Source organism: Mesorhizobium sp. WSM3224 (assembly GCF_000427725.1).
Taxonomy (GTDB): Bacteria; Pseudomonadota; Alphaproteobacteria; order Rhizobiales; family Rhizobiaceae; genus Mesorhizobium.
The window spans coordinates 69,375-89,461 of the sequence record NZ_ATYO01000029.1 but is presented as its reverse complement, the minus strand read 5'-3'; the positions used below and the strand labels follow the sequence as shown (position 1 = coordinate 89,461).

The following is a 20,087-nucleotide window of genomic DNA, read 5'->3' as shown; positions in this document are numbered from 1 at the left end:
GCCGTCCATCGAATAGACGCTTTCGAACACGATCAGCTTGGCGCGCTCACGGCCTGCCGCCTGCAGCAGGCTTTCCAGATGCGCGACGTCGTTGTGGCGGAAAATCTTCTTTTCGGCGCCCGAGCGGCGCACGCCTTCGATCATCGAGGCGTGGTTCAGCTCGTCCGAGATGATCAGGCAGTTGGGCAAAAGCCGGGCGATGGTCGAGATCGAGGCCTCGTTGGAGACGAAGCCGGAGGTGAACACCAGCGCNGCTTCCTTCTCATGCAGGTCGGCGAGCTCCTGCTCCAGCTCGACCAGCGGGTTGGACGTGCCGGAAATGTTGCGGGTGCCGCCTGCGCCCGAACCCATCTTGCCGGCGGCGGTCTGGAAGGCGGCGATGACGTCCGCGTTCTGGCCCATGCCGAGATAGTCGTTGGAGCACCATACGGTGATTTCCTCGGCGCGGCCGTTGCAACGCCAGATGGCGCGCGGGAACTTGCCCACGATGCGCTCGAGATCGGCGAAAACGCGGTAGCGCCGCTCGGCGTGGAGCTGGTCGATCGCATCCTCGAAGAACCGCTGGTAGTTCATATGGAAATGTCCTGTGCAAGAAGCCGACCGCAGGCTGGGGCGGTTCGGACTCAACCTACGGACTGGGCACGCTCTCCGCTTTGAGCTATGTCAAAACCTACGGGACACGCAGATGCTTCATCGTAGGCAGGTCCCTTCAACTCAAACCGCCCAAAAAACTGATTCAAATCAAAGCGTGGAATAGCGCTTCGGCCCACGCTGGCCGGATGTGGAATCCAATAGCAAGCGCTCCGTTTGGCCGCAGCCTTGAACTAGCCGTTCTGGATGAGGAAGGCTTGCACCCGCTTGTATTTCCCTGCGAAAAAGGCCGGGAGGGCTGGCGGCATGCCGTTACCGGTATCCGCATCGATATTCGGCCGACCCATTGGCGCGACTGGCATCTCCGAGAAGGCAGGGTGGCTTCACTTCGAAACGCGCCTTAGAGCGGCGGTTCCGAGCGGAAAGCCTCTGCGCGTGTGTCTGGGATTGCTCTAATGTTGAGGGCCGGCGATCAGTGCCATGCGTACCAGATGCGAGAGGCTGCCGGCGCCCATCTTGCTCATGACATTGGCGCGATGAATCTCGACCGTGCGCGGGCTGATCCCCAGATCATAGGCAATCGTCTTGTTCGGTAACCCGGAAACAAGCCCTTCCAGCACCTGGCGCTCCCGTTCCGATAGCGTGGCGAGATTCTTCCTGATCTCCGTCGATTGTGGGTGCTCTGCGGCCGGCTGGCTTCGGTGGTCCAGGGCCGAGCGAATGGCATCGATAAGCACCTGATCGTCGAATGGCTTCTCGATGAAATCGGCGGCGCCCTCCTTCATCGCCTGGACGGCCAGGGCGACATCGGCGTGCCCCGTCATCACGATCACCGGCACTTTGAGGCCGCGGCCTTTCAACTGTCGCAGGAACTCGATGCCGTCGATGCCGGGCATGCGCACGTCGCTGACGATGCAGCCGTCGAGTTCCTTTGGTTCCGTTGCCAGGAATGCGGTTGCCGATTCATAGAGGCGCACGGCAAAGTCGGCTGTCGCCAGAAGGAAACCCAGCGACTTGCGAACGTCGACATCGTCGTCGACCACATGAACGATATCATTGGCCACCAGCGACTTCATCCTTCTCCACGGCGCGCAAAGTGAATCGGAACGCTGTTCCGCCACCAGGCATTGCTTCTGCCCAAATATGACCGCCATGCGACTCGACGATAGTGCGGCAAATGGACAGGCCGACACCCATTCCATGTTTTTTGGTCGTGACGAAAGGCTGAAAGAGTTGGGCTGAAACCTCTGGCGCAAGCCCCGGGCCAGTGTCGATCACACCAACTTCAGCCATGCCATCTCGCCGTGCCACGGTAACGACATGCAATTCCCGCCTGGGTGCGCCCTGCATGGCCTCCACGGCGTTTCTCATCAGATTCAGCAATACCTGCTCGATCTGGATTCGATCGGTCAAAACGAGCTCGGCGGCCGGGTCGAGATCGTAACTGACGCGCACGTCTGCTTCCCTGGCGCCGACCAAAGCAAGCGACGAGGCGTCCTCGATGAGCGTTGACAGACGTTCGACCTGACGCTCGCTTTCACCCCTGGCGACAAAATCCCTGAGGCGACGGATCACGTCGCCAGCGCGCAGGGCCTGTTCGGCAGCCTTCTCGACAGCATCCTGCAGCATGGCGGCATTCTCGTCCTTGCTTTTCTCCAGGAGACGACGGCTGCCCTTGAGGTAGTTCGTGATGGCCGTCAGTGGCTGGTTTATCTCATGCGCCAATGTCGAGGCCATTTCGCCAAGCGCGGTGAAGCGCGCCATGTGAAGCAGTTCCTGCTGCTGTTCCTGCATCCTGGCTTCCGTTCTGTGGCGTTCCGTCAGGTCGCGGCAGAAGCCGGTGAAGAAGCGGCCGGTTCCCGGATGCATTTCGCCGACCGCGAGCTCCATCGGAAAGGTCGATCCGTCTTTGCGCGACCCAGTTACCGTTCGGCCAAGTCCGATAATGCGACGTTCTCCCGTCGTCAGGTAACGCTGCATGTATGTGTCATGCTCATCCCGGTACGGCGAGGGCATCAGCATCTTGACGTTGTGCCCGATGACTTCGCCGGCCTTGTAGCCAAACAAAGTCTCGGCCGCCGTGCTGAAGGATTGGATATTGGCGCCTTCGTCGATGACGACCATCGCATCGGGTACCGTCGCTAGGATCGAACGCAGGTGATCCTCACGCAGCTGCAGCGAAGCGTTGGCGAAGGACAGATCGCTGACGTCGGTGCCCTGAACGAAGATAGCAGTGATCCGGCCATCCCTGGCCCTGATGGGCTGGTACACGAAGTCCAGGATACGCTCCTCCCCGACCCCGTTCTCAGCATTGCGGAGGACTACCTTGACGCCGTGTCCGACATAAGGCTCTCCGGTTTCGCTGACACGATCGAGCAATTCGAAGAATCCCTGCCCCTCGAGCTCGGGCAAGGCCTCGCGAACCGACTTGCCGATAACCTGCCGCTGACCGATCAGGCGTTGGTAAGCCGCATTGGTCAGTTGAAAGATGTGGTCCGGTTCGCTGAGCAGGGTCATGAAACCCGGAGCCTGTTCGAACATCAGCGCAAGAAGCTCATGTTCCGGCAACTCGTCATGCCTCCCTTCACGATCCGACGGGGCTGCCGCCTCGGCGATGTCTGGGGAGGCTGGCTGCTGCTGCTTGCTCACATACTATCCTGCTTGTGAAACCTGACGGTCGCTGGTTTAGCACCCGTGCCCGCATTCGCAAACATCTGCGTTTGACCGATATCAAGGCGCCGCGCCTCGCGAGGAAGCAAGCAGGACGTGACCCCGTCGCCCTGAGGTGCCCGCATGTCCTACAAAACTATTGTCGTCAACTTGGCCGTCGATGCGGATCCCGCACCAATCGTGAAGCTTGCGGCAGAAATGGCGCATCGCTTCGATGCTCACCTCATCGGCTTCGCTGCCGCGGACGTTCCGCCTTTGGTGGCCACGGGTGAGGGCCTAGTCTACGAAGGCGAGATCATGCAGGTCAAACGGCAGGAGATCGAGAAGCGCCTTGCCGAACAGCGCGACATTTTCGAAAGCCTCGTCCCGCACTCCACCAGCAGCGAATGGAAACAATATATTTGCGGTCCGACTCGCGCTCTGGGGCTGGTAGCCCGCTCGGCTGATCTCATCGTGACCGTCGATGGCGGCGACGATGTCTTCCGTGCTCTCGATATAGGAAGCTTGGTGCTTGGGGCTGGTCGGCCCGTGCTGGTTGCGGCGGGCAACGCCGAACACCTGGTTGGGAAAACCGTCCTGGTCGCGTGGAAAGACAGCCGGGAAGCAAGACGAGCCTTGTCCGACGCGTTGCCGCTCCTCACCAAGGCTAAAGAGGTTGTAGTCGCCACAATGGAAGCCGCCTCGGGAACCGATGTTCGAGACAGCCTCGCCGACGTCGCGGTGTTTTTGGAGCAGCATGGCATCATGGCGCGAACCGAAGTGATCGTCGGTGACGCGGACGGTGACAGACTTGTGGCGTTTGCGCACTCGATCCATGCCGACTTGATTGTTTCCGGCGCCTACGGCCACAGCAGGCTGAGGGAATGGGCCTTCGGGGGCGTTACGCGTTCGATAATGCACGAGGCGGGTATCAGCCGCTTGCTGTCGAACTGATGGGCCGGCCATGGCGATCAGCAGAATCGGCAAGCCGGAACGACCGACAGCCATCCCAAACGAAGAGCAAGCGATCAGCCGCCTACCCTGGCTCGCCGAGCGCGCGTACTGGTCGCTCGGAACAGATCAGTTGGTGGCGGAACTGGAGACCTCGACGTCCGGTCTTTTGAGCGTCGACGCAGCGATCCGGCTCGCGAAATTCGGTCCAAACGCATTGGCGCCACGCTCCGGCGGGTCGGCGCTGGCAGTCTTTGCCCGCCAGTTTCGCAGCCCGCTGGTACTGATCTTGGTCTTCGCCGCCGCCGTCTCGACGTTTGTCGGCGAAGGCCATGAAGCGGCGATTATCGGCGCGATTGTGCTTGCCAGTTGCGTCCTCAGCTTCACCCAGGAATACGGGGCCTCTCGCGCGATGGAGGCGCTGCAGCAGCATATTTCCCGCAAGGCCTCCGTGCTTCGGGATAGCTCCGAACGGACTGTCGATGTCGAGAACATTGTTCCTGGCGACGTCGTCTGCCTGTCGGCCGGAAATCTCATCCCCGTCGACGGCGTGATCCTGGAGTCGCGGGATTTCAATGTCAGCGAGTCCGTCTTGACCGGCGAGACCTTCCCCGTCGTGAAGTCCGCCGGCCGGTCCGCGCCCGAGGCCAGTATTGCGCAGCGGACCAATGCCGTCTTCACCGGCACCTCAGTTCGCAGTGGAACGGCGAAGGTGCTTGTCGTCGCCACGGGAGCGCGCACCGAGTTCGCGACGATCGCCGAGGCGTTGGAGCGGCGGATTCCGGAAACCGAGTTCGCTCGCGGCATCAGGAAGTTCGGATATCTGATGACCGAAATCATGCTTGTGATCGTCATCCTGGTGTTCTTCGCCAACTTAATGCTGCATCGGCCCTTGATCGAATCGCTGTTGTTTTCGCTTGCTCTCGCCGTTGGGCTGACGCCCGAACTGCTTCCCGCGATCATCAGCGTCACCCTGGCCAGGGGAGCGCGAATGATGGCCGCCAGCGGTGTGATCGTGCGTCGTCTCGATGCGATCGAGAATCTCGGCAGCATGGACCTGCTATGCACCGACAAGACAGGAACGCTGACCGAGGGCGTCATTCACCTCGACGGATCGTTCGATGTCGAGGGCAATGCTTCGGAGGTGGTACTGCTCTGGGCACGGCTGAACGCGACTTTGCAGACCGGGCTGAAGAATCCCTTGGACGAGGCAATAGCGAATGCCCAGCCTGAACAAGAAGAACGGCCCAGTTTCACCAAGATTGATGAGATTCCATATGACTTTGTTCGCAAGCGGTTATCGGTCGCTGTGCGGGACGTGGCTCACCAACAGATCCTGATCACCAAAGGTGCTGTGCAGAACGTTCTCGAAGCCTGTTCCTTTATTCAGGGTACTGATGGCCTGAAATCCTTGGACGCGGCGGAACGCCAAGCCATCGACGAGAAGTTCAGGCGCTGGAGCGCGCAAGGGTATCGCGTTCTCGGCCTGGCGATCCGGCGATTTCAGAGCAAGGCAGGCTTCAGCCGTGACGACGAGACTGAAATGGCGTTCGCGGGGTTCCTGCTGTTCCTCGATCCGCCGAAGGAAGGTGTGCGTGAGACGCTGTCTGCATTTGCGAGTCGGGGTATCGGCGTAAAGGTCATTTCCGGCGACAACCGCTATGTCGCCGCCCATCTTGCTGAAGCTGTGGGTCTCCGGTCCGACAGGATCATGACCGGCGAAGATCTATCGAAACTGACGAAGAATGGGCTTCTGGCAGGTGTCCGCAATACCGATCTCTTTGTCGAGATCGATCCAAATCAGAAAGAGCGCATTGTCGAAGCACTGCGCCGGAGCGGCCACGTCGTTGGCTATCTTGGCGACGGCATCAACGACGCGCCGGCACTTCATGAAGCCGACATCGGCATTTCGGTCGATACCGCTGTCGATGTCGCCCGCGAGGCCGCGGACATCATATTGCTGAAGCGCGATCTGGGCGTGCTGGTGCAGGGCGTCGACGATGGCCGAAAGACGTTCGCCAACACGATGAAATACATCTCCATCACTACCAGCGCCAATTTCGGCAACATGATCAGCATGGCCGCCGCCTCGCTGTACCTGCCGTTCCTGCCGCTGCTGGCAAAGCAGATCCTGCTGAACAACTTCCTCTCCGACATCCCAGCTCTTGCGATCGCGGGTGACAATGTCGATGCCGATCAGGTGCGCAGGCCGCGCCACTGGGACATTCATTTCGTGAGGCGTTTCATGGTGAGCTTCGGACTGTTGAGCTCCCTGTTCGACTTTGCAACCTTCGCGTTCCTTCTGCTGGTCGTTCATGCTACGGCAGCCACGTTTCAGACCGCGTGGTTCGTGGAATCCCTGCTTACCGAACTTGCCATCGTGCTCGTCGTGCGGACCCACAAGAGGCTGTGGCGCAGCCATCCCAGCCATTTGCTCGCGGGCCTTGCCCTCGGCGTCGGCGTGATCGCCATTGCCATCCCTTTTGCCCCGTTCGCCGGCTGGTTCGGATTTGTGCCTCTGGCGGGACCTGTGCTGGCCGGGCTGCTCGCGATCACCGTGCTGTACGTGCTTGTGTCGGAGGTTACCAAGGGTCGGCTCTTCGCCCACGGCGGTCGAGGCAAGCACAGAAGAAAAGCGATTGGCCCATACCTGGATCGAGCCACAAACAGACCAACACGAATCGCAGGCTAGTCAGGAGATGTGGCTCGATGCCGAGCGCGCTGCTCGTACCATGCCCTTCTTGCATGGTGATGGATCGAGGTCGAACGTTGGAAAGGTTACCCTCCGACCGCGGCCTTGGCGACGTTCACGCCAAGGTCGTAAACCAGCTGCCCACCATAATAACCTGTTACTGTGACCAGCGCCGCGCCAGCTATTTCAATCGCGGGAATGGCGAGGGTCAGCTTACCCAGCTCTCGATTTCGCACCCACAGCACGAGCCGGAGCAGGCCCCAGCCCAGAAAGGTCAAGGCACTGATCTCGCCCAAGCCCTCATGGATTTCCGCTATCTCGCTGCTGAAGCCGGCGGCCTCCGCGTGGTCGAGGGCCATGCCGCCGAAGAACCAGGTGCCGACGGCAAAGAGCCCTGCGGCGACGGCGGCAAAAGTGGAAATCGTCCCCACGCCCGAGCGGGTCGTCACGGCGTTTCGATTGGCGAGCGCGGCAAGATCGATGACTACAAGCGCGTACATGAGCACGATAGGGAAATGCACGAGAATGGGATGGATATGCTGAATTTCAGGCATTGCAAATATTCTCCAGGAAGATTGGGAGTGATGGTCGCTGGACGCCCGATCGACTGTCAGTCGTCGCTGTCTCCTAGCTCCTCGTTTTGCCGCTCGCCGCGGGCGCCGGATACAGGCTTGCCGCCGCCACATTCGTCGTCATCGACACCTTTGACCGACTTGGGACCGGCGGCGCTCATCATGGGGATGGCCTCAAGGTCGATTGTTGCCGAAGAAATGGAGAATGATGCGGTTGCGCATGATCCATGGTCGGATTCCGCGGCGGCGGGTATGACAAGAGCGGTCAGACCTCCCAGGGCGACAAGCAAGACAGGAAAATTGCGCATGGTTTCGTCTCCTTCTCTGCGCACCCATCATCGGGCGCGGCAGCCCTTGATAGAGGCGTGGTCCTTGCCGCCGGCTGACGATAATTGACAGCGGTTTGACAGCTTCCACATGCGACAGCTCTCTCCCATGAAAACCGTGTCGATGAGCCTGGCAGCTCTGGGCGTGGCCGCACTTGTGCTGGCCTTGCCGGCCGCCGCCAGGGCACAGGATGACGACGACGACCACGATCGGGCGCGCGATCTTTATGAGCGCGGCGAAATCGAGGGCCTTGCCGATATCATGGCCATTGTCCGCGCCAAGGCTCCTGGCGAGATCGTCGCGGTCGACCTCATTCGCGCCGAAGGCAAGTGGATCTATCGGTTCCAGGTGGTAGCTGCCGATGGACGGCGTCGGATCGTTGACGTCGATGCTGGCGCGGGCGGTGTTCTGGGCCGCGAAGGCGACCACAGATGAAGATCCTCGTGGCCGAAGACGAACCACGCATAGCGGCCGACATCACGGCGGTTTTGAAGGCGTCGGGCATGGCCGTCGATATCGTGAATGACGGCGAAGCTGCCTGGTTTGCAGGCGACGTTGAGAACTACGATGCAGCGATTCTTGACCTTGGAATGCCGAAGCTCGACGGCCTTACCGTGCTGAAGCGCTGGCGCGCTAACGGCCGCCGCTTTCCCGTCCTCATCCTGACGGCGAGGGGGCTGTGGACCGAGCGGGTGGAAGGCATCAACGCCGGCGCCGACGACTATCTTCCGAAACCTTTTGAAATGGAGGAACTGTTGGCGCGACTGCGAGCCATCCTGCGCCGTTCAGGCGGGCAGGCGGCACCGGTCCTGAAATCGGGTCCCTTGCTGCTCGACACGCGCCAGATGCGCATCTCGCTTCGTGGCATCCCTGTGGCACTTTCACCGCTTGAGTATCGGCTTCTCGCGTTCCTGATGCATCACGCCGGCCGTGTGGTCGCGCCGACCGAGCTCGCGGAACATCTGTACAGTTCCGACAATGAACGCGATCCGAACACTATCGAAGTCATCGTCGCACGTCTGCGGCGCAAACTTGGCAGTGATGTCATCGAGACACGACGCGGCTTCGGATATTTCGTGCCGGACGGACCTGACTGATGCGCAATTCGATCCGCTTCAGGCTTTGGTCGGCCGCAGCCATATCGATTGTGATTGCCCTTGCCATCGCCGGCGTTGGCCTGCGCTATCTGTTTGAGCTCAACGTCGAGCGGCGGGTTGTCAGCGAGTTGACCGTTGACCTCAATGAGCTGATTGCCGCGACGAGCTTCACAGCCGATGGCCGCCTGTCGGTCGCCTCAACGCTGGCAGACCAGCGCTTCGCCAGTCCGTTGTCCGGGCACTACTGGCAAGTGGAAGATCTTGCCAACCACAGCCTTGTTCGATCGCGTTCCCTGTGGGATGCCACGCTCGCCTTGCCCGAGCAGCCCGCTAATGGCGAACTGAGGAAGGAAGAACTCAAGGGGCCGGACGGCGAGCTCACCGTCGCCGTCCTCCGCACGATCACTGACGTCGATGGGCGGTCCTTTCGCGCCGTTGTGGCGGAAGACCATGGCAACGTGGAGGTGTCGGTAGGACAATATGTCAGAGACCTCGCGCCGGCGCTCATGGTGCTCGCATTCGCTCTGATGGGGGCTTTCTTCATCCAGATCACCGTTGGCCTGGCGCCGCTGGAAAGCCTGAGGGTCGCAGTCAAAAACGTGATTGCGCAGCGGACGGCACGGCTTGACGTGGCAGCGCCGAGCGAAGTGCAGCCACTCGCCGACGAGATCAACCGCTTGCTCGACGCCCAGGAGAAAGCCCTCTCTCGGGCGCGCTCGCGCGCCACCGACCTTGCGCACGGCCTCAAGACGCCCCTGCAGGTCCTGTCCGCCGATATCCGGACTTTACGCAAAAAAGGCGAAAGCGAGCTTGCCGACGAAATCGAGAAAAGCGCGAGCGCAATTCGTCGCCACGTCGAGCGGGAGTTGGCACGCGCTCGTCTGGCGCCCGGCGTTCCCGGCGATGCCGCCTGCCATGTCCGAGACGTGGCGAGCGGCGTGGTCGCCGTCGTCAAACGCACCCCAAGAGGCAAGCGGCTCTCATTCGTGATCGATGCCGCCGAGGGTTTCATGGCGCCGGTGGAAGAGGGCGATCTATCCGAGGTCCTCGGCAATCTGGTGGAAAACGCGACGCGCTTCGCGAAATCCCTGGTTCGTGTAACCGCATCCGCGAGCGCTGGCGAGGTGATCATCAAAGTCGTCGATGATGGGCCGGGCATTCCCAAGACCGCCCGGCACGCCGCTTTGTTGCGTGGCGTTCAGCTTGACAGCAAGGGCGGTGGCAGCGGCCTCGGCCTAGCGATCGTTTCGGATATCGTCGAAGCCTACGGGGGCCGCCTCGAAATGGCCAATGCCAATTCCGGTCTGGCGGTGACCATCTACTTGCCGCGGCACGGTTGAGCGGCATTCAGGCAAATCCGGGGAAGTAATCGACCTTGATTCTGGAACGGCGAACGCCCATTGCCAGCAGGCTCTTGCGCACCGCCTTGACCATCGCCTGGGGACCGGAAATGTAAAAGGTGCGTTCGAGGTAGTCGGGCATCGTCAGCCGCACCAGGCGGGCATCGATATAGCCGGGATACTGGCCGCGCTCTGCGCCTTTGGCGATGGCGTGAAATGTCCGGATGCCTAGTTCGCGCCTCGCGAAGCCGAGCACGTCACGATAGGCGATGTCGTCTTGGCTCTCGGTTCCGTAGAGTACGATGATCGGCCGCACTTCCTTGCGATCGACGAGATACTGCAACATCGAACGGAACGGCGTGATGCCAATACCTCCAGCCAGGAAAGCGATTTTGGTCGTCGGATCGGATGGTAGCGTGAAATCGCCGGCCAGTTGTGAAGCGTGGATCGTGGCGCCGGGCTTCATGCCGCCCAGGGCCCGCTTGAAGGCGCTCGACTGCGGGTAGAACTTGACGCCCAGCCGCACCGATTGCTCGGTAGGTGATGAGGCAACCGTGAAGTAGCGTCGGTTGCCGCGGTTGTCGGAACGGTCGAGGCCAAGCGTCCATTCAAGATACTGGCCCGCCTGGAAAGCGAGCTTTCGCTGCGACCTGAAGATGAAGTCGTAGCTGTCGACGGCCGTTTGCTCGATGCGTTCCAGCGTCAACACCGACCGGCCCTTCGGGCTCACGGCGTAAGCGAAGAGGTTACCCGCCAGGAGAGCGAGTTCGGGTGTGAAATAGAACTGGCCGATATGGACGTTAGGTGCGAATAGGAAGCCGACGATGCCAGCGAACGCGATACGCGCCCGGCGTGTTGTAGGCGCCGTCAGCGGCTCGGTCAGCATCACGAAGGCGAAGAACAGCAGCGGCGACGAGCTGAAGGTCTCCGCAATAGCGGCGCCATATTGAGATGGGTTGGTGGTCGCCAGTATCGTCGCCAGCGCCACTCCGAGGAACGTGGCCACGAGATCGAGCCGGCGCAGCTTACGCACCACAAGAGCGCCGCCCACAAGCACCAAGGGGAGCAGCCAGACGCTGCCTCCCACCCACCATGTGGCGGGACGATCGAGCAAGAGCGCTGTCAGCGCAACGCCCAGCGCGGCCGGATTGAACAGGTGCTTCCTGCCGACGGCCAGGATGTATTTCGACGAGATCGCCCAGACCGATGCGAATGCCGCGGCGCCAATGGCCTTGGCATCGGCGGCGGCAACCGGATCGAGGATGAGCGCCAGGATCAGCGCGGTGATGTAGACGGACTCGCTGTTGGCCGGAACCTCGAAGATGCGTGCGAAAACCTTGTTGGCGATCCAACAAGTGGCCAGCACCAGGGCGGTCGTAAAGGCGAGCTCTATCGGACGGTGCGGTACAAGACTCAGGAAGCCCAAGACGAAGGCGGCGCTCAGCAGCGCCACCAGGTAGTAGAGAACCAGCCGATACATGGTGATGTGGTCGAGAAGCCGGTCGAGGGTCTTGATCATGACTGGCAGAAGGCTCCAAAGCCGCTTGTCGGCGTGGCACGGCGGTTGCTGTCGATGAGATATCCTTCGAGCCCGGGTGTCTGCTCGATAAAGAAGATGCCGTCCCGGCCCATCGCAAAGGCAGCGGTGGCGAAGCGATCGGCTTCGAGAACATCGGACCCGATGACCGTCAGACTGACGATGTCGGTAATAGGGTTGCTGAAACCGTGAGGATTGTAGATGTGTTGGCCGCGAGCATAGGTGCCGGACGTGGCGACGCCACGCCCGCGCGGATAGATGACCTTGATGATCTCATCCGTGTTGAAGGGATTGCGGATGCCGACGCTCCAGTCTCCGCCGGACGCATTCTTGCCGGAGGATTGGATGTCGCCGCCCGCCTCGATGAAGAAGTCGCTGATGTCCGCGCGACGGACGATTTCAGCCGCGTTGCGGATGGCCCAGCCCTTGGCGATGCCGGAGGGGTCGAGCGCGCCGTCGGGCCTGTGGATGTCGAAATACCCGGCCGTTTCCCTTCTGGTTTGCTCCGCAATCCTGATCACTTCCATCATCTGCCCGCTCCAGTCGCGGACCGGAATGTCGCCCCGGTTTATGGCCGAGATCTCGCTGTCAGGACGGTAAGTGCTGAAACGCCGGTCGACATCGTCGAAATAGTCGAAGACCCTCCCGATGAGGTCGCCGACCGAGCCGCCGAGGTCGACGGTGATGGGCATGCCCATCATTATTCTCGTCTCGCTCATGGAATTACGACGACGCCTTCTTCAGGGCGCCGCCCAGCGATTGGATAAAGGCCTTGCTGGTCAGCGTGGCGCCCGAGATGATGTCGACATCAGCGCCTTGCGCGCTGATTGCTTCATCGCGCAGCATGGGCAACGCTTGCCGGTTGATGCTGACAGATGTGCGGCGGTCGCTGGGGTATTTGAGTACCTTGAGTGCCGTCAGGCGACCGCCTTGGACGAGCGCCTGGATCTGGATGATGCCGTAGTAGGCGTCGGCTGCGGGACCAGTGTAGACCCCGTCGGCATAGCGGTGGGCCGCGATCTTCATGCCGGTGTGAATGACGCGCGCGGTGGCTTGCGGATAAGCCGGTCGCGGCTGCGGGATCGGAATATAAGCGGCAGGCGTCACCGCGAACGTCGGTGCATCCGGCATCGGCGTACTCGCAGCTGCCGGCGCGGGATTTTGCTTCGGTGGCGGAGGCGCAACCTTCGAGGCCTCCGGCGGGCTGGTGCCAAGCGCCGGCTTTGGAGCCGTCGCAATCGCCGCCGTGTTGTCCGCACCGACGTCGATCGGCCTCTGCGCGGTCGGCTCCCGCCGCGCATTCTGGGGAATTTTGCGCGGGGACGTCGCCGGCACTGCGACCGGATCGGCCGACGCAGGTGGAACGAATGGCTGCGAGGTGCTCTGCGTTGCGGCATTGGCAGCACTATCCGCTTCGATCAAGTCGTTGGCTGGCGGCGTGCCTGCCTGATCCCAGACATAGGCACCCGATGAGGCGATCACGAACAGCGATAAGGCGATCTGTTTCATAAGCATTGCATCCCGGCTTCAGGGCGCGCAACGGCCGGACCATTGCATGCCTTCTTGCTGCAATATCTCATGAGTTAGCTGACAGCTGGCTGTCAGCGCGCCTTGGCCTGCGAAAAGTGTCGCATCTGGCGAATCTGCGCAGCCATTTGACTTGGATCAGGGTATTTGCTCCGATCAGGAAGCAATGAAGCTGCATTCCTGCGCTTGTCGATGTGGAGGCAGTACCATGGCAACATTCAACTATTCATCACCTCAATCATGAGCCGCCTTCACGCTGAAAACCATCTTGTGTCGCGCATTGGCTGGTTACGGGCCGCGGTGCTCGGCGCCAATGACGGTATCGTTTCGACGGCCAGCCTGATCATTGGGGTTGCAAGCGCAAATGCCACCACGGCCAGCGTGCTGGTAGCCGGCGTCGCGGGTCTGGTGGCGGGCGCCATGTCGATGGCCGCCGGCGAATATGTATCCGTCAGCTCCCAGGCCGATACTGAGCACGCGGATCTCGCGCGTGAGCGAAAAGAACTGGTGAGCCAACCCGAATTCGAGAGGCAGGAGCTTGCCCAGATCTACATCGATCGAGGCGTAGAGCCTGAATTGGCGTTGCAGGTGGCTGACCAGTTGATGGCCAAGGACGCGCTCGGCGCCCACGCCCGTGACGAGCTTGGTATTTCCGAGGTTACCGCTGCACGACCGATCCTGGCCGCGCTGGCTTCGGCGGCGGCGTTTTCAATCGGTGCGATCATGCCATTGGCAATGGTGCTGCTTTCGCCACCCGCAAGACTGGTTGCCGTCGTTTCGATTGCATCGCTACTGTTCTTGGCGGTGCTGGGCGCAATGGCGCGCGGGCCGGCGGTGCCAACGTATTGAGGGCCACTGCTCGGGTCACCTTTTGGGGAGCGCTGGCGATGGCTCTGACCGCGGGCATTGGCGCTATGTTCGGCACCGCCGGCTAGGACAGGCTTTACCGAGGCTATCATATGCAGGTGAGCCGCGTTGTATCCAGCGCTGACTGCGCTGGTGTGGCCTTGACGAGAACCCGGCGGAAGCAATTTTCGGGAACGGATGGCCCTCGTTGATCGAGATCAACGTGGCACGCTGCTTGGCATGGCAATGATTGCCGACTGAGGAGTGTGACGACATGAACTTTCTCGAATATCTGATTAGCCTTGACGCTCGAACAGCGTTGATGGGGCGCATGATGCAGAAATTGGGCATCGACAGGCAGCTGAAAGTCGTCGCGGATCACGTCGCTGTCACCAATCGTGCCGTGGACCGGTGCCGGTCCTGCGGCCATCAGGACGAATGCGCGGCCTGGCTTGACGAAACCGAACATGCGGATCACCCGCCGGCCTATTGCCGCAATGGCGACTTGATCGCTCGGTTGCAATCTATCCGTTGATTGAACACCACGGCCGCAGGCTGATCGGCTGCGGCGGTGAGCCGCCCAGGCAGCGGTTCTGGGAGAACGACAAGCATCAAAACAAAGATTAAAAGCGCGTCGCCTGAATCCGTTAAATCCGTTTCGGCGCGATGCCCTTCAAGAGACAAGCACCACCGACAACGGCCCGGCGCAGAAGAGTTTGTCCGTGACTTTCTTGACCCCGGCAACGTTCTCGGCGGCAACGACAGCGGCCTTTCGCTGACGCTCGTCGAAAATCGCGCCACTCAGCTCGACGTCTCCCTTATCGACGGTAACGCCGATAAGGTCGCCGCCGCTCCAGGACTGTCCCTGCAACTCGGCAATGATGTTCCTGCGTATGACCTCGTCATCGGCAGTCGCGGCGCCTGATTTGGGCAGGATCCGGAGCAGGGCGCGCAACAAATCGGAGCGGGTTATGATCCCGACCATTCTGTCCTGATCGAGGATCGGCACATTTTTGATGTCGTGGTTCGCCATCAATTCGACGATCTCGGCTAGCGACGCGCCAGGCGGCGCCGAGATGACGTCCGTCGTCATCACGTCACCAACCCGACGGCCGGTTGTGTGCACATATTCATCGGCGATCTTGCCGGGGCCGGTCAGAAATTCGAGCCAGCGCGGACGAACACGCTGGGTGCCAAGTTCCTTGCGGCGGAGGAAGTCGCCTTCGCTTATGATGCCGACCAAGACACTGTCGCGTGTGACCGGCAGACAGCTTATCTTCCTGGTCAACATCAAGTCGGCCGCGGCGGCGATCGAGGCCGAAGCATCGATCGAGATCACCGGCGTCGTCATGATGTCCTGGGCTTGCATCGATGCCTCCTGCTGCGCTTCGTCAGGCTTTTTCTGGAACGCCGGGAGCGTCGGCGCTTTGACCTGCGTCAGTTTGATCGTGGGCCTTCATTGTCTCGCGCATCGGGCTCGATCAGTATCCGCTCGGCAGCGCCATCGAGATCTTCGTACTGGCCGCTGCGCAAGGCCCACAGGAATCCGGACAAACCGAGCGCTCCCAGGAACAGGGCTACCGGAATGAGATAGACGAGCGTGGTCATGGATGGGCCATCCCTACGACATCGGAACGGCGCCTGGCCAGAGCCGCGTCAGGTGCCGCCTTCGCCGTTGCCTGAAGCCGCAACGCATTTGCGATCACAATCAGCGAGGAAGCGCTCATCGCGATCGCCGCGATGAGCGGCGTCACATGTCCGAGGATGGCGATCGGCACGGCGAATGCGTTGTAGATGATCGCGATAGCGATGTTCTGGCGGATGAGCCGGCCAGCCTTGCGCGAGACATCCAGGGCGAGCGGCACCGCCAGCAGACTCTCGCGCAGGAAGACGAAATCCGCGGCTTTGCGGCCGATGTCGGCCGCGGTCGCCGGAGCCATCGAGACATGCGCGGCGCCAAGCGCCGGCGTGTCGTTGAGGCCATCGCCTACCATCAGCACCTTGTGACCGGCGCGGGCCAACGTCTCGATCCTCTCGACCTTTCCCGAGGGCAGCAAGGCGGGCACAAAGTTCTCTATGCTCACAATTCCGGCCGCCTCGCCACAGGCCCTCGCGGTGTCGCCGGAGAGCATCTCGACCGAGATACCGGCGTCCTTCAATCCTTGCACTGCCGCCTTCGCATCGGCTCGCGTGGCATCCTCGAAGGCGAAGCATGCGACGATCCTGCCATTCTTCGCGAGAACCGTGCCGCCAAAGCCGCCGTATCGTCCTTCACCGCCCGTACGGGCCTTCCACCCGGCCCAGCCGCGCCGGCCAAGGCGCCAGGTATCGCCGTCGGCGAGGGCTTCGATGCCGAAGCCGGGCTCTTCCTGCACGCGGTCGAATTTGGTTCGGCTACGAGCGCTTCCATATGCAACCAGCGCCTTTGAAAACGGGTGCCGGGAATGAGCTGCCATGTCGGCCGCGATCGCCAGCATAGCCGGATCGATCGATGCCGCGTTGAGGAGTCTGGGTAGCCCTAGGGTCAGCGTCCCGGTCTTGTCGAACACAGCCGCGTCGATCGCCGCGAGACGCTCCATAGCCGAACCGTTTTTGACCATGACGCCGGCCTCGAACAGACGCCGGGCCGCCACGACCTGGACAATCGGCACGGCAAGGCCGAGCGCGCAGGGGCAGGTGATGATAAGTACGGCGATGGCGACAGTGATGGCGCGGTGCCAATCGCCGGATGCGACCATCCAGCCGAGGAACGTGGCAAAGGCCGCCAGATGGACCACTGGCGCGTAGAGTGCCGATACCCGGTCCGCAATCCGCCTGTAGCGCGAGCGCCCGCCCTCGGCGGCCTCCATCAGCCGGACCATTTCCGCCAGGAAGGAATCCTTAGCGGCGGCGGTTGCCTGCATCGTCACAGGACCCGTCAGGTTCAGCGTGCCAGCCTGGACATGTGCGCCGGCACTCACGGTTTTGGGCGCGCTCTCGCCGGAGACGATCGAGCAATCCAGGTCGGAATTCCCGCTGATGATATCGCCATCGACCGGTACCCGTTCTCCGGCCGCGATGAGCAGACGCATTCCTGGCGCGAGTTCGGCGACGGGCACGTATTCGCGGGTTTCGTCGTCTCGCAGGACAATGGAACCCCGCACGGCAAGCCGCGACAGGCCATTGACCGCGGTTCGCGCCCGCTCACGCATGACGTGGTCCAGCGTGCGGCCGATCAACAGGAAGAAAAGCAGCGATACCGAAGCGTCGAAATAGGCGTGCTCACCGTGGTTGATGGTCTCATAGAGGCTCATCGCGTAGGCGAGCGAAACACCCACCGCGATCGGCACGTCCATGTTCATCCGGCCATGGCGTAGCGCGTTCGCCGCGGAGCGGAAGTAGATACCGCCGGCGAAGGCGAGGGCTGGAATGGCGATCAGCGCCGACAGCCAATGAAAAAGATCGCGTGTTGGCCCCTCCGCGCCGGACCAGACAGATACCGAGAGCAGCATGATGTTGCCGGCGGCAAACCCCGCCACGGCGACAGCGCGGATCAGCTCCGAGAGCGTCCTGTCCTTCGCGTGAATTTCCGGGTCGAACAGGTGCGCCTGATAGCCGAGCCGGCCGAGCACGGTAAAGAATGGCGGAACGCTGTCTCCGTGCCAGCGAATCGACACACGCTTCGTCGACAGGTTGACGCGAGCGGACTCAACGTTCTCGATCGAGCCGAGCGCAGCCTCGATCGTTTGGATGCAAGCCCCGCAATGAACCGTCGGCACCGACAGGTCGGTTTGGTGAATATCGCCGCCCAGGGAGCGGCTGGCCAGCTTGATCTCCTCGCTCGACGGCGGCACGGCCGCCGGCGTGGCGATCTCCAGCGCCATTTCGGCGCCCGGCGCGCAGCAACTCATTGCAAGGCTCCATGCGAGATCATGACGCGGCGAACGTCACGAAACGACGACGCCAGTCCGGCGTCCGCATCGATCTCCACGATCCAGACGCCGTCCTTCGGCGTGTGCCGGACGGCAAACTCCTGTGTATCGCCCGGAGTGCCTCCGGACACCGCGGCAAGTGTCAGGGCTTCATCCTCGGCCTCATAGGCCGGGTGGCGGAACAGCATCCTGACGCCGTGCAGCGGCACCGGCTTGCCTTTACTGTCGGCAAGGCTGTAGCGAACTTCGCCGGAGGCGACGGTCAGCTTGCCTGTCCAGCCTAGCGCAGCCTGCGCCTTTCCTTTCCGCGCTTCTTCGTTGAACTGCTGGCTTGCGACATAGGTGTTCTCGACAACGAGGCCGGTCCAGCTCGTCTGGGCGAGCGTGGCCATGGTGACGTTGACCCCGATCACCACGGCGAAGAAGCTGACGATGACGAGCAACATGTGCTTGCCGGTGAACTCGCGTGGCTTCCGCATTTCGGCGCTCATTTGTCTTTCTCCGGCGCGTTGAAACTGGCGGTGTATTCGGCGGATTCGGAACTCGCCTTGTCGTCGATGCGGAATTGGAAACTCTGCGCCGGTTTCTTGATTTGGTCCGCCGGTTGCCTGACGAAGATCTTGAGCGTCTTCAGCCGGTCGGGTTCAACCGGAACGGAGAACGAGCGACTTGCGGGCTGGTCGATGCCGACGATGCTCATCTCACCGCCGTCGAGGCCCTGCAGCGTGACCTCGATCGTCCTCGGCTGGGGTATCATGTTGAGCAGCTTGACCGTGTAGCCGTTTCGGATCGAGCCGTCGGAGAGCGTCACGAACTGCGGATTGCGATCATGCAGGACATTCAGCTCCAGCCGCTCGCGCGTCAGCAACGAATAGACGAGCACCAGGCCGATCGCCGACCATGCACCGAGATAGACATAGGTGCGCAACCGGAAGATCTTGCCGAGATGGAAATGTGCCAAGCCGTCGGCGAAGCTGCCGCTCGCCGTTCTTACGAGCGCCGGATCGACCGGGCCGGTGCCGCCGGAAGTGGCCACTGTCATGTTGGCGTTGTAGTCGGCCAGCGTTGCGTACGAAATCAGCCCGCGTTCCCGGCCGAGCTTATCCATGACGCTGTCACAGGCGTCGATGCACAGCGCGCAGGTGATGCATTCCAGCTGCTGGCCGTCACGGATGTCGATGCCCATGGGACAGACGGCGACACAGGCGTTGCAATCGACGCAGTCGCCGACTGTTTGTCCGACGGCCGAAGCCTTTTTGGCATGCCTTGAACGCGGCTCGCCGCGCCAGTCGTTATACGTCACCGTAAGCGAATTTTCATCGAGCATGGCGGCCTGGATGCGCGGCCATGGGCACATGTAGGTGCAGACCTGCTCTCGCATCAGCCCGCCGAACACATAGGTGGTGCCGGTGAGCACGGCGATCGTGACATAGGCGACGGGGGCCGCCATGCCGGCGATGACTTCGCCGAGCAGCTTCGGCGCATCGGCGAAGTAGAAGATCCAGGCGCCGCCCGTGGCCGCCGCGATGACGAGCCAGACGGCGTGCTTGGATATGCGCAGGAAGAGCTTGCGAGCGGTCCACGGGGCGGCGTCGAGCTTGATGCGGGCATTGCGATCGCCTTCGATCGCCCGTTCCACGACAAGGAACAGGTCCACCCAGACGGTCTGCGGGCAGGTGTAGCCGCACCACGCCCGGCCGACCGTCGATGTGATCAGGAAAAGGCCGACGCCCGCCATCATGAGGAGACCGGCGACGTAGTAGAACTCCTGCGGCCAGATCTCGATGAAAAAGAAGTAGAAACGACGGTTCGCCAGGTCGATGAGAACGGCCTGGTCGGGAGCGAAGGACCCGCGGTCCCAGCGAAGCCAGGGGATCAGGTAATAGATACCGAGCGTGATCGCCATCACCAGCCATTTGAACTGGCGAAACCGGCCGGAGGCGCGCTTCGGAAAGATCTTCTTGCGCGCGGCATAAAGCGGCTGTCGCGTCCTTGCGGAATTGACCGCTTCAGCCTCGAGCCGTTCTACTTGCGACTGATCCAGCAC

The 20,087-nt window shown here is 61.7% G+C and carries 19 protein-coding genes and 1 pseudogene; 7 read left to right on the top strand and 13 right to left on the bottom strand.

Translation table 11 applies throughout. The features are described from left to right. From YU3_RS0128925 to YU3_RS0128910, 3 genes are all read right to left on the bottom strand, one after another. Positions 1–573, bottom strand: a 573-nt coding sequence (locus YU3_RS0128925; RefSeq protein WP_027169495.1) for an aminotransferase class I/II-fold pyridoxal phosphate-dependent enzyme, incomplete at its 3' end; no start/stop codon positions are given. Between the two features lie 470 nt (positions 574–1,043). After that, entirely contained in the window at positions 1,044–1,658 is a 615-nt protein-coding gene (gene fixJ / locus YU3_RS0128915) for a response regulator FixJ (protein ID WP_027169494.1), read from the bottom strand. Continuing rightward, on the bottom strand, positions 1,645–3,132 hold the full coding sequence (locus YU3_RS0128910; protein ID WP_084508379.1) for a PAS domain S-box protein: 1,488 nt from the start codon (positions 3,130–3,132) through the stop codon (positions 1,645–1,647). The genes fixJ and YU3_RS0128910 overlap by 14 nt, the downstream gene beginning before the upstream one ends. Positions 3,133–3,384: 252 nt before the next feature. On the opposite strand from YU3_RS0128910, the gene YU3_RS0128905 reads away from it, so the two are divergent. Together YU3_RS0128905 and mgtA are read left to right on the top strand one after the other, a co-directional pair. Further along, positions 3,385–4,194 carry a universal stress protein gene (locus YU3_RS0128905; protein WP_027169492.1) on the top strand — a complete coding sequence of 270 codons (810 nt, stop codon included), beginning with the start codon at positions 3,385–3,387 and terminating at the stop codon, positions 4,192–4,194. A gap of 10 nt (positions 4,195–4,204) precedes the next feature. Next, positions 4,205–6,883, top strand: a complete 2,679-nt coding sequence (gene mgtA, locus YU3_RS37665) for a magnesium-translocating P-type ATPase (RefSeq protein ID WP_051334114.1) — start codon at positions 4,205–4,207, stop codon at positions 6,881–6,883. Between the two features lie 86 nt (positions 6,884–6,969). Here the strand turns inward: mgtA and YU3_RS0128895 are convergent, their stop codons facing one another. Continuing rightward, positions 6,970–7,437, bottom strand: coding sequence for a DUF2231 domain-containing protein (locus tag YU3_RS0128895; protein WP_027169491.1), 468 nt, complete (start codon positions 7,435–7,437; stop codon positions 6,970–6,972). Positions 7,438–7,493: 56 nt separating this feature from the next. Then, a complete protein-coding gene (locus YU3_RS40860) occupies positions 7,494–7,763 on the bottom strand; it encodes a hypothetical protein (RefSeq protein WP_027169490.1) in 270 nt (89 codons plus the stop codon). 127 nt (positions 7,764–7,890) lie between these two features. On the opposite strand from YU3_RS40860, the gene YU3_RS0128885 reads away from it, so the two are divergent. Genes YU3_RS0128885 through YU3_RS0128875 form a run of 3 tightly spaced genes read left to right on the top strand, consistent with a single transcriptional unit; the run spans position 7,891 to position 10,219 of the window. Continuing rightward, the gene (locus YU3_RS0128885) at positions 7,891–8,217 is read left to right on the top strand and encodes a PepSY domain-containing protein (protein WP_051334113.1); all 327 of its coding nucleotides are present in this window, start codon (positions 7,891–7,893) and stop codon (positions 8,215–8,217) included. Continuing rightward, positions 8,214–8,879, top strand: coding sequence for a response regulator transcription factor (locus YU3_RS0128880; protein ID WP_027169488.1), 666 nt, complete (start codon positions 8,214–8,216; stop codon positions 8,877–8,879). The genes YU3_RS0128885 and YU3_RS0128880 overlap by 4 nt, the downstream gene beginning before the upstream one ends. Next, entirely contained in the window at positions 8,879–10,219 is a 1,341-nt protein-coding gene (locus tag YU3_RS0128875) for a HAMP domain-containing sensor histidine kinase (RefSeq protein WP_027169487.1), read from the top strand. Before YU3_RS0128880 ends, YU3_RS0128875 begins: the two co-directional genes overlap by 1 nt. 7 nt (positions 10,220–10,226) lie before the next feature. On the opposite strand, the gene YU3_RS0128870 is transcribed toward YU3_RS0128875, so the two are convergent. From YU3_RS0128870 to YU3_RS0128860, 3 genes are read right to left on the bottom strand one after another with little or no spacing between them, the layout of a single operon-like run. After that, positions 10,227–11,738: an RnfABCDGE type electron transport complex subunit D gene (locus YU3_RS0128870; protein WP_027169486.1), complete on the bottom strand. Its 1,512-nt coding sequence runs from the start codon at positions 11,736–11,738 to the stop codon at positions 10,227–10,229. Continuing rightward, a complete protein-coding gene (locus YU3_RS0128865; protein ID WP_245273690.1) occupies positions 11,735–12,457 on the bottom strand; it encodes an FAD:protein FMN transferase in 723 nt (240 codons plus the stop codon). Before YU3_RS0128865 ends, YU3_RS0128870 begins: the two co-directional genes overlap by 4 nt. 22 nt (positions 12,458–12,479) lie before the next feature. Next, the gene (locus tag YU3_RS0128860; RefSeq protein WP_027169484.1) at positions 12,480–13,265 is read right to left on the bottom strand and encodes an FMN-binding protein; all 786 of its coding nucleotides are present in this window, start codon (positions 13,263–13,265) and stop codon (positions 12,480–12,482) included. Between the two features lie 258 nt (positions 13,266–13,523). Here YU3_RS0128860 and YU3_RS37660 point away from each other — a divergent pair. Then, positions 13,524–14,218: pseudogene (locus YU3_RS37660) on the top strand (VIT family protein). 185 nt (positions 14,219–14,403) lie between these two features. Next, complete coding sequence (locus YU3_RS0128850; RefSeq protein ID WP_027169483.1) at positions 14,404–14,664, top strand: DUF6455 family protein; 261 nt, start codon at positions 14,404–14,406, stop codon at positions 14,662–14,664. A 138-nt stretch (positions 14,665–14,802) separates the two neighbouring features. Here YU3_RS0128850 and YU3_RS0128845 read toward each other — a convergent pair whose 3' ends face one another. The 5 genes from YU3_RS0128845 to ccoG form a co-directional block, all read right to left on the bottom strand. After that, positions 14,803–15,498, bottom strand: coding sequence for a CBS domain-containing protein (locus tag YU3_RS0128845; RefSeq protein WP_027169482.1), 696 nt, complete (start codon positions 15,496–15,498; stop codon positions 14,803–14,805). A 68-nt stretch (positions 15,499–15,566) separates the two neighbouring features. Continuing rightward, positions 15,567–15,737 carry a cbb3-type cytochrome oxidase assembly protein CcoS gene (gene ccoS, locus YU3_RS0128840; protein ID WP_027169481.1) on the bottom strand — a complete coding sequence of 57 codons (171 nt, stop codon included), beginning with the start codon at positions 15,735–15,737 and terminating at the stop codon, positions 15,567–15,569. Continuing rightward, the gene (locus tag YU3_RS0128835) at positions 15,734–18,019 is read right to left on the bottom strand and encodes a cation-translocating P-type ATPase (protein WP_027169480.1); all 2,286 of its coding nucleotides are present in this window, start codon (positions 18,017–18,019) and stop codon (positions 15,734–15,736) included. The genes ccoS and YU3_RS0128835 overlap by 4 nt, the downstream gene beginning before the upstream one ends. Next, a complete protein-coding gene (locus YU3_RS0128830; protein ID WP_027169479.1) occupies positions 18,016–18,531 on the bottom strand; it encodes a FixH family protein in 516 nt (171 codons plus the stop codon). Before YU3_RS0128830 ends, YU3_RS0128835 begins: the two co-directional genes overlap by 4 nt. Beyond that, positions 18,528–20,087 (bottom strand): cytochrome c oxidase accessory protein CcoG, encoded by a 1,560-nt coding sequence (ccoG, locus tag YU3_RS0128825; protein ID WP_027169478.1) that lies wholly within the window; start codon positions 20,085–20,087, stop codon positions 18,528–18,530. Before ccoG ends, YU3_RS0128830 begins: the two co-directional genes overlap by 4 nt.